The organism is Variovorax boronicumulans (assembly GCF_030812215.1).
GTDB lineage: Bacteria > Pseudomonadota > Gammaproteobacteria > Burkholderiales > Burkholderiaceae_C > Variovorax > Variovorax boronicumulans_C.
Genome location: NZ_JAUSSG010000006.1, coordinates 334,931 through 348,165, shown reverse-complemented (window position 1 = coordinate 348,165; position 13,235 = coordinate 334,931). Strand labels below are relative to the sequence as shown.

14 protein-coding genes are annotated in these 13,235 nt (G+C 67.7%); 7 read left to right on the top strand and 7 right to left on the bottom strand.

The window, feature by feature from the left end:
* The first annotated feature begins 155 nt into the window (after positions 1-155).
* Both minD and minE read left to right on the top strand, forming a co-directional pair.
* The gene (gene minD, locus J2W23_RS18260) at positions 156-971 is read left to right on the top strand and encodes a septum site-determining protein MinD (RefSeq protein ID WP_176661061.1); all 816 of its coding nucleotides are present in this window, start codon (positions 156-158) and stop codon (positions 969-971) included.
* 2 nt (positions 972-973) lie between these two features.
* The gene (gene minE, locus J2W23_RS18255; RefSeq protein WP_013538543.1) at positions 974-1,246 is read left to right on the top strand and encodes a cell division topological specificity factor MinE; all 273 of its coding nucleotides are present in this window, start codon (positions 974-976) and stop codon (positions 1,244-1,246) included.
* Here the strand turns inward: minE and J2W23_RS18250 are convergent.
* On the bottom strand, positions 1,209-2,858 hold the full coding sequence (locus tag J2W23_RS18250; protein ID WP_307649713.1) for a rhodanese-like domain-containing protein: 1,650 nt from the start codon (positions 2,856-2,858) through the stop codon (positions 1,209-1,211). The two genes, minE and J2W23_RS18250, sit on opposite strands and share 38 nt — an antisense overlap.
* A 134-nt stretch (positions 2,859-2,992) precedes the next feature.
* Between J2W23_RS18250 and J2W23_RS18245 the strand changes: the two genes are divergently transcribed.
* Positions 2,993-3,943, top strand: a complete 951-nt coding sequence (locus J2W23_RS18245) for a fatty acid desaturase (RefSeq protein WP_307649712.1) — start codon at positions 2,993-2,995, stop codon at positions 3,941-3,943.
* Here J2W23_RS18245 and J2W23_RS18240 read toward each other — a convergent pair.
* The 3 genes from J2W23_RS18240 to J2W23_RS18230 form a co-directional block, all read right to left on the bottom strand.
* Positions 3,918-6,854: an SEL1-like repeat protein gene (locus tag J2W23_RS18240; protein ID WP_307649711.1), complete on the bottom strand. Its 2,937-nt coding sequence runs from the start codon at positions 6,852-6,854 to the stop codon at positions 3,918-3,920. The genes J2W23_RS18245 and J2W23_RS18240 overlap by 26 nt on opposite strands.
* 72 nt (positions 6,855-6,926) lie before the next feature.
* Positions 6,927-7,835 carry an alpha/beta hydrolase gene (locus tag J2W23_RS18235; protein ID WP_307649710.1) on the bottom strand — a complete coding sequence of 303 codons (909 nt, stop codon included), beginning with the start codon at positions 7,833-7,835 and terminating at the stop codon, positions 6,927-6,929.
* Positions 7,836-8,046: 211 nt separating this feature from the next.
* Complete coding sequence (locus tag J2W23_RS18230) at positions 8,047-8,649, bottom strand: TetR/AcrR family transcriptional regulator (RefSeq protein ID WP_307649709.1); 603 nt, start codon at positions 8,647-8,649, stop codon at positions 8,047-8,049.
* Between the two features lie 172 nt (positions 8,650-8,821).
* On the opposite strand from J2W23_RS18230, the gene J2W23_RS18225 reads away from it, so the two are divergent.
* Positions 8,822-9,766, top strand: a complete 945-nt coding sequence (locus tag J2W23_RS18225; RefSeq protein ID WP_013538536.1) for a CysB family HTH-type transcriptional regulator — start codon at positions 8,822-8,824, stop codon at positions 9,764-9,766.
* A gap of 136 nt (positions 9,767-9,902) precedes the next feature.
* The gene (locus J2W23_RS18220; RefSeq protein WP_042580665.1) at positions 9,903-10,166 is read left to right on the top strand and encodes a hypothetical protein; all 264 of its coding nucleotides are present in this window, start codon (positions 9,903-9,905) and stop codon (positions 10,164-10,166) included.
* Between the two features lie 71 nt (positions 10,167-10,237).
* Here the strand turns inward: J2W23_RS18220 and J2W23_RS18215 are convergent, their stop codons facing one another.
* Together J2W23_RS18215 and J2W23_RS18210 are read right to left on the bottom strand one after the other, a co-directional pair.
* A complete protein-coding gene (locus tag J2W23_RS18215) occupies positions 10,238-10,681 on the bottom strand; it encodes an RcnB family protein (protein WP_176661067.1) in 444 nt (147 codons plus the stop codon).
* Between the two features lie 127 nt (positions 10,682-10,808).
* On the bottom strand, positions 10,809-11,399 hold the full coding sequence (locus J2W23_RS18210; protein WP_307649708.1) for a dihydrofolate reductase family protein: 591 nt from the start codon (positions 11,397-11,399) through the stop codon (positions 10,809-10,811).
* Positions 11,400-11,513: 114 nt separating this feature from the next.
* Between J2W23_RS18210 and J2W23_RS18205 the strand changes: the two genes are divergently transcribed.
* A complete protein-coding gene (locus tag J2W23_RS18205; RefSeq protein WP_307649707.1) occupies positions 11,514-11,930 on the top strand; it encodes a winged helix-turn-helix transcriptional regulator in 417 nt (138 codons plus the stop codon).
* A 9-nt stretch (positions 11,931-11,939) separates the two neighbouring features.
* Complete coding sequence (locus tag J2W23_RS18200; RefSeq protein ID WP_307649706.1) at positions 11,940-12,275, top strand: DUF6176 family protein; 336 nt, start codon at positions 11,940-11,942, stop codon at positions 12,273-12,275.
* A gap of 37 nt (positions 12,276-12,312) precedes the next feature.
* Here J2W23_RS18200 and J2W23_RS18195 read toward each other — a convergent pair whose 3' ends face one another.
* On the bottom strand, positions 12,313-13,203 hold the full coding sequence (locus tag J2W23_RS18195) for a VOC family protein (protein ID WP_307649705.1): 891 nt from the start codon (positions 13,201-13,203) through the stop codon (positions 12,313-12,315).
* Between the last annotated feature and the right edge of the window lie 32 nt (positions 13,204-13,235).

Sequence of the window (13,235 nt, the reverse complement as noted above, 5' to 3'; positions counted from 1 at the left end):
CCCCCGGCTTTTCACTCCGCTTCGCTGCGTGTAATTCGCCACCCCCCGAGGGGGAGGCACGGTCCGCCTTGGGGCGGCCCGGCGGCGACCGTGTTTCCTGACGGACGCGGCGCATCGGACAACCAACAACAGAATCGAAACAAGAAGGAATGGCCATGGCCAAAATTGTGGTGGTGACCTCGGGCAAGGGTGGCGTCGGCAAGACGACCACGAGCGCCAGCTTCGCATCCGGCCTCGCGCTCGCGGGCAAGAAGACGGCCGTGATCGACTTCGACGTGGGCCTGCGCAACCTGGACCTGATCATGGGCTGCGAACGCCGCGTGGTGTACGACCTCATCAACGTCATTCAAGGCGAAGCCAACCTGAGCCAGGCGCTCATCAAGGACAAGCAGTGCGACAACCTGTTCGTGCTGGCCGCCTCGCAGACGCGCGACAAGGAAGCGCTCACGCAAGAGGGCGTCGAGAAGATCCTGAACGACCTCGCCGCGATGGACTTCGAATACATCGTCTGCGACTCGCCCGCGGGCATCGAGACCGGCGCGATGATGGCGATGCACTTCGCCGACGAGGCGCTGGTGGTGACCAACCCCGAGGTCTCCTCGGTGCGCGACTCGGACCGCATCCTGGGCATGCTCAGCAGCAAGACCAAGCGCGCCAAGGAAGGCGGCGACCCGATCAAGGAGCACCTCCTGATCACCCGCTACAACCCGAACCGGGTGGCGGGCGGCCAGATGCTCTCGCTCGAAGACATCCAGGACATCCTGCGCATCAAGCTCATCGGCGTGATTCCCGAGTCGGAAAGCGTGCTGCATGCCTCCAACCAGGGCGTGCCGGCGATCCACGACAAGGACACCGACGTGGCGCAGGCCTATAGCGATGTGGTGGCGCGCTTTCTCGGTGAAGAGAAGCCCATGCGCTTCGTCGACGCAGAGAAGCCGGGCTTCTTCAAGCGGATTTTCGGGAGCAAGTAGGCATGTCGTTTCTCTCGTTCCTGCTTGGCGAGAAGAAGAAGACTGCAAGCGTCGCGAAAGAGCGCCTGCAGATCATCCTCGCGCACGAGCGCTCCAGCCTCAGCGGCAAGAAGCGCCCCGACTACCTGCCCGAACTCCAGCGCGAGCTGGTGGCGGTGATTTCCAAGTACGTGTCGATCAATCCCGACGACATCAAGGTGCACCTGGAGACCCAGGACAACCTCGAAGTGCTCGACATCAAGATCGAGCTGCCCGATCCGGCCCCTGCCCGGTAGGAAAGAAGCGAAAGCGTACCGACGGGTCCTGCAGGACCCGTGCGGCCAGCGCCCGCTCCCAGGCGAGGTAATCGGCCCAGGCCGCATCGCGGCGCGGGCCGAACACGCGCATGACCGAGCCCCAGTCGTCGTCGAAGGGGGTCAGCAGTTGTGCCGCAACGAAAGCGGTCGACAGCGGCCGTCCTGACGCCTTCCAGGCCTGTGTTCCGCCCCGGAGCCAGGTGAACACCGCCCCCGATCCCGGCCAGCGCTGTTGCGCGTCGCGCGCGACACGGCGTGCGGCCGCGCCATCGGGCGAGGTGAAGACCAGTGTGCGGCCGGCCACGGCATGCGAGGCCAGCGGGCCCAGCGAGGCCGGCAGCATGTAGAGCGCGCCGGGCAGGTGGCCGTGTTCGTAGTCGAGGCTGGCGCCCACGTCGATCACCGTCACCGCGCCATTTCTGCGCAGCTGCGCGAGGGCTTCGGGGTCGAGAGGCGTGGGTGCATCCGTCACCGTGGCCGCCGGCGCGGGAGGCGCCTGTTCGGGCGACAGCGCGCCGTCGTAGACATACACCTCGGCCTGGTTGAGCTGCGTGAGCCAGAAGCTGGTGACTGCGGCGCGCAGGCGATGCGCCGGATCGTCGATGAGCACGATGCGGGCGCCGTGCGTGCCAACGAGGTTCTCGAAATGCATGAACAACTGACCGCCGGGCACCTGCTGGACCGCGGTGCCCGCGAAGGCCGGATCGGCGGTGGGGCGCACGTCGAAGAGGTAGAGCGTGCGCGTGTCGTCGGCGCGCCAGTTGGCGAGCTGCGCAGCGTCGGCCACGGGAAGGGCGAAGCGTTCGAGCAGTTCGTCGGCAATGCGGCGCAGCACCTCGGGCGATTCGGGCGGCAGCTCGTCATCGGGCACCGCGTTCTGCACCGTCGGCGCACCCTGCAGGCCCCAGGCCATCACGCCGTCTTCCACGAACACCGCGTCGGGCGCGCGGCCGAGCAGCCGCAGCGTGGTGGCGCCGATGATGCCGCGCGTGCGGCTGAAGCAGTTGATGGCCCAGACATGTTCCGCACCGTCCGGCTCGAAGCGGCGCAGCGCGAGCTCGATGCCGGCGTGGTTTCGCGCGCCGGGCAGCGAGAGGAATTCGAATTCCGCGCGCGGCCGGGCATCGACCAGCGTGGTCGGCAGGCCTTTGCGCTGGCGTGCGCGCAGGGCGTCGATGGGAAGGCCCGGCGTGCCGTAGTGCAGCCGCGCGCGGTCGCCGAAGGCCTTGACCAGCGTGCCGTAGCCGTCGATGGCGGGCAGCCCCTCGGTCACCCAGCGCTGAAGGCCGCCGTCGAGCATACGCACGTCGGTGTAGCCGAGGCGCGCAAGCAATGCCGACGCAGCCTGGGCGGGGCCGTCGGGCGCGTTGTAGTCGTCGTAGAGCACCACGGGCGTGGAACGCCGCGGCACGAGCGCGCCGACCTGCAGTTCGAGCCCGCTCAGTGGCGCGTTGCGCGCAAGGTTGGGATGGCGCTGCACGAACCAGCGGGTTTCGCGCACGTCGAGCAAGGCCAGCTCCCCGGCAGGCTCGGCCAGCAGCAGCGCCTGCAGCCGGACGGGTGCGATGGTCGTGGAAGCGCTGCTGTTCATTTCGGCCAAAGCCGCCAAGCGTAGGCACTTCATGGCCGGACGGAAACGAAATTTCGCGCCCTTGCTTATTCGAAAAGCGCGCATGCGAACGGCGTCTTCATACCTAGGATCGCAGTCCTTTGAGCCGTCAAGCCATGACATCGACCGCCCATTCGTCCACCGCACCGACGCGCGCCCCGTCCGGCACGCGCAGGCGGCATTGGTGGTGGCACTTCGAGGTGCCGACGCTCACCCTCGCCGCCGCGCTGTACGGGGCCTGGGCGGCCTTGCTGTGGTGGCACGCGGCGCTGCCGGGATGGGCGCTGTTCCTGCTGGGCGGTTTTCTCGCGCAGCTGCATTCCTCGCTGCAGCACGAGAGCATCCATGCGATGCGCCATCTGCCCAAGTGGCTGCGCCATGGGGTGGTGTGGCCGCCGCTCACCTTGTGGCTGCCGTATCCGTTCTACAACCGCGGACACAGTGCGCACCACGTCAACTTCCACCTCACGCACCCGGAGCGCGACGACGAGAGCGCCTACCACTCGGCGCCCGCGTGGGCGGGGTATGGGCCGGTGCGGCGGTGGATCTACATGGCGAACCAGACGATCGCGTTCCGCGTCGTGCTCGGGCCGTTCCTGCGGCTATGGAAGCTGGTGCGCTTCGAGGCGGGGCAGGTGCTCGCGGGCGACTTCTCGCGACTGCCGACCTGGGGCTGGCATGCGCTGAGCGTGGCGCCGGTGCTGTATTTCGTCATCGGGGTCTGCGGCACGAGCCTCGGGGAGTACCTGCTGTACTTCGTCTACCCCGGGATGATGCTGGGCTCGCTGCGCACCTTCACCGAGCACCGCTGGGCCGATACGCCGCACGAGCGCGTGGCCATCGTCGAGTCGAACGTCGTCTTCGGGCTGCTCTACCTGTTCAACAACCTGCACCACGTGCACCACCGAGCGCCGACGATGCCGTGGTACGAGATCCCGGTGTACTTCCGGCAGCATCGCGCGGCGGTGCTGGCCGCGAACGGCAACTTCTACTACCGGGGCTACGGAGAGATCGTCAGGCGCCACCTGTTCAGGCCGGTGTTCACGCCGGTGCATCCGGCGTGGTAGCGGGCAGCGCCAGCAGGCGTTGTGTCCACTCGCGGGCCTTGTCCTCGTCGAAGAGCGGACTGTCGGGGTCACCGTAGAACGTCTGCGCCAAGACCTCGATGCAGGCGCGCTGGCTCTCCAGGTTCTCTTCGCAGTCGTCGAGCGCGGCACCGGTGAGCAGCCAGCGCTCGGCGGCGGCAGCGTCTTCCGGCACGCCTTGGCCCCGAAGGCGCATCCAGCCCAGTTCGTAGCAGGCCCAGCCCTGTTCGCGCTGGGTGCTGTCCTCCGCCACTTTCTGCCGCGCGTAGAGGGCTTCGGCATACAGGGCGTTCACCTCCGCTTCTCCATGGCCCTGTTCGGCCAGCGCCCCTGCGTGCAGGCACAGCGTGCGGCCGAGCTGCATCGTGGCGGCGGTGTCGCCGGCTTCGTGGCCACGGCGAAAGTAGCCGATCGCGCGCGCCAGGTCGGGCTCCCCGGGTTCGCCGAGCTTGTGCGCCAGGCCGAGGTTGTAGAGCGCCATCGTGTTGTTCTTCTCGGCGGCCAGTTCGTAGTGCCGCACGCCGCCTTCCAGGTCGCGCTCGCCACCCTCGCCTTCGCACAGCATGTAGCCGAGCTGGGCCTGCGTGGCGGCGTCGTCCGCGCCGCCATGGGCGATGGCGTGCAGCAGCCACGCGCGCCCCAGAGGGGCGTCGGCGCCGAGGCCCGCGGTGTCCCAGCGCAGCATCTTCGAGAGCTCGCACATCGCCACGGGCAGGCCCTCGGATGACGCGGTCGCGGGGGCGTCGCCGGGCTCGCGCACGCCGGCGGCGCGCGCCATCCAGTGCAGGGCTTCGCGTGGGTCGGCCTCGACCCCCTCGCCGTCGCGCAGATGGCAGGCCAGCTCGTAGGCGGCCCGCAGGTCACCGGCGGCGTGGCGCGCGGCCATGTGCTCGGTGTGTGCCTGCTCGCGGCCGTCGGCATGCAGCCAGACATACAGGCCGGTGTCGTTGCGCGCAGCCTTCACCGGCTCGCCGGCGCTCCAGCGCTTGCACAACTCCGAGCGGACCACCGTGGCCAGCCAGCTGTCGGAGACCGACACCGCGGCGGAGACCCACGGATAGGCCTGCGGGTGCAGCACGGAGCCGTCGGCGCGCAGGACGCCCACGGCGAGCTGCCCCTTCTCGACCTTTGCGCCGCGCGGTGCCGGATCGGCGACCAGCCAGCCGATGTCCTGCGTGCCCCAAGCCAGCGGCTGGAGCGTGCGGTGCCGGCAAGGCACCAGTTCGCGGCCGGCGGCCACGTCGTAGATGCCGCGCAGCCACGGTGCGTTCTTCGCCGTGCGCCCGCCCTTGGACGCCACGCGCACGAGGTCGCGCCGGACCATGGCGTGGGCGCGCTCCTGGCCACTCAGCGGCTCCAGGGTCTCGAACCGGCCGTAGTCGAAGGGCACGAGCACACGGCCCTGCCCATCGATCAGGCCGCACAGGCCGTCGGCGCGTTCCACGGCAAAGCGCTTCGGCCGGGCCTGGGCGCCGCGCTCGTTGGCCGGATCGTTGTCTTCGGTCGTCAGGAACTCGATGGGATATTCCTCGAGCAGGTCGACCTGCGCGTACACCGGCTCGATCACGACGCGGCCTTGCGCATCGAGGAGTCCGGCCTTGCCGTCGCGCGTGGCTTCGAAGGCCTCCCAGTCGTGGCGCCACTGGAGGCTGTCGAAACCCGGCGGCACGGCCCAGTCGCCGCCAGCGCGCACCAGCCCCCAGCCGCCCTCGTCACCGCGCACGGGGGCGAGGCCGAAGGGCGTGAAGTCTTCGGCCTCTTCGAACTGCGGCGCAATGGCCCATTGGCCCTGCAGGTCGATGTACCCGATGCGCTCGCCCACGCGGGCACGCACCCGGCCTTCGACAAAGCTCCAGACCTCGTCGACCGAGGGCGCCAACAGCCAGCTGCCGTCGGTGCGCAGCAGGCCGATGTGGTCGCCGACCAGGGCCGTGGCGATGTCGTCCTCGAAGGCCCAGACCTCGTCGAGCTGCGGTTCGAGCAGCACGCGCGGCGCTTCGACGTCGGCGAGCAGCAGGCCCGAGCGCTCACCCTGCGAGATCCAGAGCAGGCGCGGATCGCTCCCGCCGGCATAGCGGATGTCGTCCCACGCAGGCTCGACCACGGTGGTGCGATGGCTGGTGCCGTCGTCGTCGTGCGCGATGCGCATCACGCCCCAGCGGCCGTCGGCCTCGAAGCGCCAGAGTTCGCCGCCCAGGTGGTTGTCGTAGTCGGGACGTTCATGGCCGTCTTCGTCGTCGTCTTCTTCCGGCTCGAAATCGGCAAAACGCTCGTCGCGCGGCGCCTCGTAGCCATCGAAATACGGATGCGACAGGCCGCCGAAGCCGAATCGCCAGGCCCAGGCCTCCCAGTCCGCAAAGCGCTGGATGCCGAGCGCCGCGTCCACGCCCGGGTGGTTGCCGCTGTCGATGCAGCGCCGCACCTCGGTCCACCGCTCGTTGCACTCGCGGCGGTTGCGTTCGATGAAGCTTTCGCCCTCGGCATCGCCACCCAGCCAGGACAGCTCGTCCAGGTTGGCGGAAAAGCGCGGCGCGCTGTCGTCCGGCGTCTCATCGATCAGCTCGGCCAGGTGCAGCGCCAGCGCCTCGAACTGCAGCGCGATCTGCGGCAGCGTGTGCAGCATCGGATGCCGTTCCACAAACGCGTGCAGCTGCCGGATGCGCGCGAGCGCGGCGTGCGCGTCGCTGGCAAGGTTGTCGGTTCCGGCGTCGCCAAAGACGCGCTGGTGGTCGATGGCGTCGCTGGCCGCGCCGTCGGCCAGCAGGAGCTGCCAAAGCACGGGGAAGTTGTTGTTGGCTTCGGCGATTTCGTTGGCCGATGCTTCTTCGCTGTCAGCGCCATCGCCGGTGTTGGAAGGACTGTGTTCGAAATAGAGCCAGGAACGATTACCCATGTGTGGTCGGTGCGTGTGTCGTCCATGGCGAAGGCCATGGGTGGCGCCCAGTTTAGAGGCGCCTTTTCACGCTCACATGACCGACGGCGACTGCACCAGGAACTGCGTGACCTGCGCGAGCACGGCCTGCTCCTTGAGGATGCGGCGGTGGCCCCAGCCCTGCGTGGCGACGAGCTGCGCGCGGGCAATCGCGTCGCGGTAAGCCTCGGCATCGGCGAAGCGGTTCACGCGGTCGTCGCGGTCATGCACGATCAGCGTCGGCTGCGCGATGCGGGGGCCGGCAAGCGCGGGTTCGAACTGCGGCATCAGCACGCCTTCGCGTGCCTCGAACATCCGCTGCATCGCGGCACGCGTCTGCTCGCTGAGGCCGAAGGCATGTGCGAAGTAGCGCGTGTATTCGCGCGGTGACGCGGGCGGTGCGAGCAGCACGATGCAATCGGCCGGCAGCCCGCGCCCCGCGGCGTAGGCCAGCGCGTTGGCGCCCAGCGAATGCGCGACGACCGCGCGCAGCGCACGGCCGTCCGCGGCGAGCCGGGCGGTGACGTAGTCGATGGCGCGCGCGAACTGCGCGCCGTTGGTCGCCATGCCTTCACTGCGGCCATGGGCCGGCAGCTCGAGCAGCACCGGCCGGAGGCCCGCCGCGGCGATCGCCTGCGCGAGCGGCAGCATCTGGCCCGCGTGTCCGCCCCAGCCGTGCACCAGCAGCACGACCGGCGCCGATTCCGCGCCCGAGTCCTGCGCCGCCAGGTGGTAAATGCCGACACTCGCAGCTTCGAAGGACCAGGCCTCGTGCCGCCAGTCGGCGCCGGGGTGCTGCCCGCGGTAGAGCCATTTGGGCGGCAACGGCGTACCGAACACGCGGTAGGCCGCACGCACGCCCAATGCGGGCCAGAGACGTTGCGATGCGCCGAGGCCGAAGCGCATCGCGCGCATCAGCCGGCTGGCGCCGTAGTAATTGGAGGGAGCGGGGGTACTCGTCATGTGCGGCGGGCCTGGAGGCTCAGTACCAGACCCAGTCCTGGTTGCTGCGGGGCAGGCTGCGCAGCGTGTCGCGGGCAGCTTCGACGCCAAGGGCGACGGCATAGATGGCGAGGCAAAGGGCAATGATCAGCATGGCTGCTCCTCCTATTTATCGCACGGATGTGCGAAATTCTGGCAAACAAAGACGAAATGAATCCACCTGCGCGATGGCTCAGGCGAGGTAACTGGAAAGGAGCCGCTGCCAGGTCTGCGTAGCCCGGTCGGCGGTATGGGGGTCGCGCAGGAAGCGCGCGTCGTGCAGCTGGTTCATCATGATTCCGTTGATCTCGCTGACCAGCTGTGCGGGTTCGGTGTCGGCCTTGAGTTCACCGGCCTCGATGGCGAGCGTCACCGTGCGGCGAAGAGCCGCGCGCCAACGCGTGATCTCCTCGAGGAGCACGTCGCGCAACTCGCCCTCGCGGTCGTCGAACTCGAAGGCGCCAGCCACGTAGAGGCAGCCGGTCTGGGCCTCGACGTCGCGGGTGCGGGCGATCCAGCGGGCCACGATGTCGTTCAGGCGCGCAAGGCCCTTGGGCTTCTGCATGGCGGGCACGAACACGTCGGCCAGGAAGCCGCGGCCGTACTCCTCGATGACCGCCTTCTGCAGCGCCTCGCGCGAGCCCACGCGGGAGAACACGCCACTCTTGGAGAGCCCCAGGCGGCTCGCGACGGCTTGCAGCGAGATCGCCTCCAGGCCTTCGGCCAGGGCGAGGTCCAGCGCAGCGCCGACGATGGCGGCGCGGGTGAGTTCGCTTTTCTGGGTCTTGGCGTCCATGCGACGAACTTTAGCACAGTCGTGCGAAATATCAAATACCGAGGAGTGAAGCCCTTTCATAGATGTTTTGCTCATGTGAAACCAACAAACGCATCGTTCCATGCATAAGCGCTTCTGCCGAGAATCGCCGGTCGGTCCCCACCCCGGGGTCCTGATGACACCTCGGCGCCAGATGAACTTCCAACAACTGCGCTCGGTACGCGAGGCCGTTCGTTGCGGCTTCAACCTGACCGAAGTCGCTCATACCCTTCACACCTCGCAGCCCGGCGTGAGCCGGCAGATCCGCGAACTCGAGGAGGAGCTCGGCATCGAGCTCTTCGTGCGCGCCGGCAAGCGGCTCACGGGCCTGACCGAGCCGGGCGGGCATGTGCTGCCGATCATCGAGCGCATGCTGCTGGAGAGCAGCAACCTGCGGCACGCGGGGCAGGAGTTCGTCGCGCAGCAAAGCGGGCTGCTCTCCATCGCGGCCACGCACTCGCAGGCGCGCTATGCGATGCCGGTGGCGGTGCAGGAATTTCGCGCGCAGTTCCCGAACGTGAAACTGCACCTGCACCAGGGCTCCCCCAAGCAGATCGCACAGATGCTGATCGACGGCGAGGCCGACGTGGGCATCGCCACCGAAGCGCTCGGCGACTACCCGCAACTGGTCGCCCTGCCCTGCTACCGCTGGACGCATTCGGTGATCGTGCCACCGGGCCATCCGCTGCTCGATGCACCGCTGTCGCTGGAGGCCCTCACGCGCTATCCGCTGATCACCTACGACACGGGCTTCACCGGCCGCTCGCGCATCGACGAGGCGTTCGAGGCGCGCGGGCTGCAGCCCAACATCGTGCTCGCCGCGATGGATGCCGATGTGATCAAGACCTACGTGACACTGGGCCTGGGCGTGGGTATCGTGGCCGGCGTGGCCTACGAGGCGGAGCGCGATACGCAACTGCGCGCGATCGATGCGGGGCGGCTGTTCGGCATCAACCTCACCAAGCTCGCGGTGCGCCGCGGCAACTACCTGCGCAAATACGTCTACGCCTTCATCGAGTCGTTCGCACCGACCCTGACACGTGCCATCGTCGAGAAGGCATTGGGCGACGAAGCCAAGGCTTCCCACTACGAAATCTAGCCGTCGCCGCAAGGCCGTCCGGGGCGCTGTTGCGTGGCAGGTACTGCGAAAACGGCGGGGTTCAAAAGAAAGCGTGCGGCTTCACACAAGGGGCGTACATTCGGGTTAATTCCTTGGCTTCCGGAACGGATCAGCAATGGCATCGACCCCGCAGCAGCAGCAACAGCAAACCAGGGCCGCCCAAAAGGCGGCCGATGCAGCGGAGCGACGAGAACGGTTGAAACGGGCATTGCCCGCCACGGTGGAGCTCCTGCAGAGCCGCCAGGCCGACCGCATCGACGACAACGACATCGACGCGTATGTGAGCCTCAACTGGCTCGAATGGCACGGTGGCGGCTTGCGCCTCACCATCACCGGGCGCAACGTGTGCGCCCAGTCGGCATCCACCGCGCTGGCCTGACAAGCGTCCCCCACAAGAAAAACCGCCACAGTCACCTGTGGCGGTTTCGTATGGGGGCTTGATCGGGCGGGTTACTGGCCCGCGATGATCTGCGCGATCAGGCCGGTGGCAATGGCGGCGAGCACGTAGTCGCCGCCGACGCCGACCCATTGGTACCCGCGGGGCGGCGGCTGCAGGCGATAGGCACGGTAGTCGTTCACCACATAGTTGCGGCCACGGTACTCGGCCGGCACGCGGCCACCTCGGCGCCATTCGGCGTGCGGCTGCGGAAAGCCGCGACGATCGAACTGGCGGCCATCGCGGAAGTCCTGGTTGCCGCGGTAGTCGCGATGGGGACCACGGCGATCGTAATTGCGATCGCCCCGACGGTCGTCGTGCCTCTGCTCGGCGCGTCCGTTGCGATCGTCGCCGGGCCGTCCGTCAAAGCGGCGGTCTTGCGCGAAGGCGCTTCCCGCTGCCATGCACATCGCGAGCGCCGCAGCAGCGACGGCCATGCTCTTGGAATTGATGTTCATCTGGAACTCCTTCATGCGTTGATGACGAGTCCATTGTGTGCCGCCGTTGTGTCTGCCCCGCGCACTTCAGGTCGTCGTCAGGTGAAATCAGGTAAGCGCTGGTATCGGGGCGGCGCGCTGTCCTTCACTACTGCGGCGCGTAGCGGTTGACCACGACGCCGCATTCATAGCCCGTCGATCCGAGCAAACGCAAGGCATGCCCTTTGCGCTGGTCGTGAAACACCGAGCGCCCACCACCCACGGCCGTGGGATTCACGAAGAATTGGAACTCGTCGACCAGCCCTTCGGTCACGAGCGAAGACGCGAAGCCGACACCGCCGATGACGAGGATGTCCTTGCCCTCCTCGCGCTTGAGCGCATTCACCTCTTCGGCCAGGCCGCCGCGCGCGATGACGGTTCGCTCCCAGCGCGATGCTTTCAGCTTGCCGGTGAGCACGACCTTTCGCGCATCGACCACCTTCTGCGCGAAGGCGAACTGCGGGTTGGCCGGATAGTTCTTCGCCGCGCGACCCCAGTGGTCGAGGTAGCCCTCCTCCACGATCTTGCGGCTCAGCAGGATCGTGTCTACGCCTTCGAAGACGGTATTGAAGTACGCCTTCAACTTGTCGTCCCAGGCCCAGCGATCACCCCAACCCCAGACCTGCCAGTCGAGGTTGCCGTTGGCAGGCGAGACATAGCCATCGACGGACATCTGCATCTGCAATATGAGCTTTCGCATGGTGGCTCTCCTTGGGATCGGTTGGAACAACTGCTCTTGAAATGCAATCGGTTCGCAGTATTCTGAAACTGATGCAAAAATGCAAGCAGTTTTTCAATCGCACCGGAAGTCACCATGGCCACCGCACAGAAATCGCTCTGCCCGATCAACCTCGCGCTCGAAGTCTTCGGCGACCGCTGGAGCCTGTTGATCGTTCGCGACATGATGTTTGCCGGCAAGCGGCATTTCAGGGAATTCCTGCAGTCCGAGGAAGGCATCTCCTCGAACATCCTGACCGAGCGCCTGGGCAAGCTCGTCGAGCACGGCGTGCTGAGCAAGGCCGACGATCCGACCCACAAGCAGAAGGCCATCTACAGCCTCACGCCGATGGGCATCGACCTGCTGCCGGTGGTGACGCAGATCGGTATCTGGGGGCGCAAGTACACGCCGGCGACCAAGGAAAGCGGTGCGCCCGCGGCGACGCTCGAGAAAGGCGGGCCTGCGCTGCAGAAGAAGATGCAGGCGACGCTGCGCAAGGCGCATTTGAGCTAGCCTCGCGCCATGTCCTCTTCTTCAGAAATCCCGGTCTGCGTGCGCGTGCGCCTCAAGTCCGATTCGCTGGTGCGCGTGCGCGAGTGGGCATCGCACATCGCCGGCCATCGTGACGAGGCGCTGCGAACCCTGGGCGCGGAAAGCGTCACCGTCGAATCGGTCTTTCTCGAATCCACCGCACAAGGCGATTTCCTCATCTACTACATGCGCTCGGCATCGCATGACAAGGCGCGACGGGTGGCCGAGTGCTCCACGGAGGCGATCGACGCATACCACCAGGCCTTCAAGAGCGAGACCTGGGCGGGCGTGGAGCGCCTCGAGTTGCTGCTCGATCTCCAGCGCTAGCCAGCGACGCTGGCGAGCGCCGCCATCGCCAGGGCCGTCAGCCTCCGACCATGCTGTTGACCCGGTGGCCGCGCGTGCCGTGCTTCACGTGGAGATCCACCGGCGGGAGGTCGAGCTCGATCAACGCACCGTGGGTGCCCGCCAGGTCGAGCACGCCGGTCGACTTCGGCGACTCTGTGTGCAACACCACCGCATACGGCCCTTCGCCGCGCGCCACGAGCCGCTGCGCAAGCGCATCGCCTCCCTCCTTCTCAACGGCCGCGTTCTCGCGCGGCGACGACAGCACCAGCACGCTGCCGCCCAGCGCAACGACCGCCACCCGCACATTGCTGCCGGGCACGGCCACGGGCTCGCCGATGTGAGTGGCGGCGTCGTCGGGCACGGGGCCCAGCAGCGCGCGGTAGCGTGCCAGCGTGGCGTCGAGATCGCGCACCGCGACCGCGAGGCTTGCCACGCCGAGCACGCCGTTGGCATGCACCCGCACCTCGCCTTCGGGCACGCGCAGATGGCGCGGCGTGAGATCGCCGCACAGGAAAGGCAGGTCGGCCGAAGGCGCACGCGCCGTCTGCCACCGCAGGCGCTCGCCGTCGGGGCGCACGCGGCCGCCATCGAGCGGGCCGTCGAGCGCAAGGCCGCGCGCCTTCGCATCGGCCACGGTGGCTGCGGTGTTGCGCGGCAGCAGCGCGAAATCGACGATGCCTTCGCCGTGCCGCTGCAGCAACTGCCACCAGCGCTCGGTGGGCGACGGTTCGCGCCAGGCGATCAGCTCGAGGTAGCTGCCGTCCTCGAACACCACCAGCGCGTTGTGCGTGGCGCGGCCCGGATGGGCGCCGCCGCGCACCACGTGGAAACCCAGCGCGCCGTAGTCGGCGATGGTGCGTTCGAGGTCGTGCACCGCGATCACGATATGGTCGAGTTTCAAGGTCATGGCGTGTGGTCTCCCTTTTGCGTTCGTGTGTG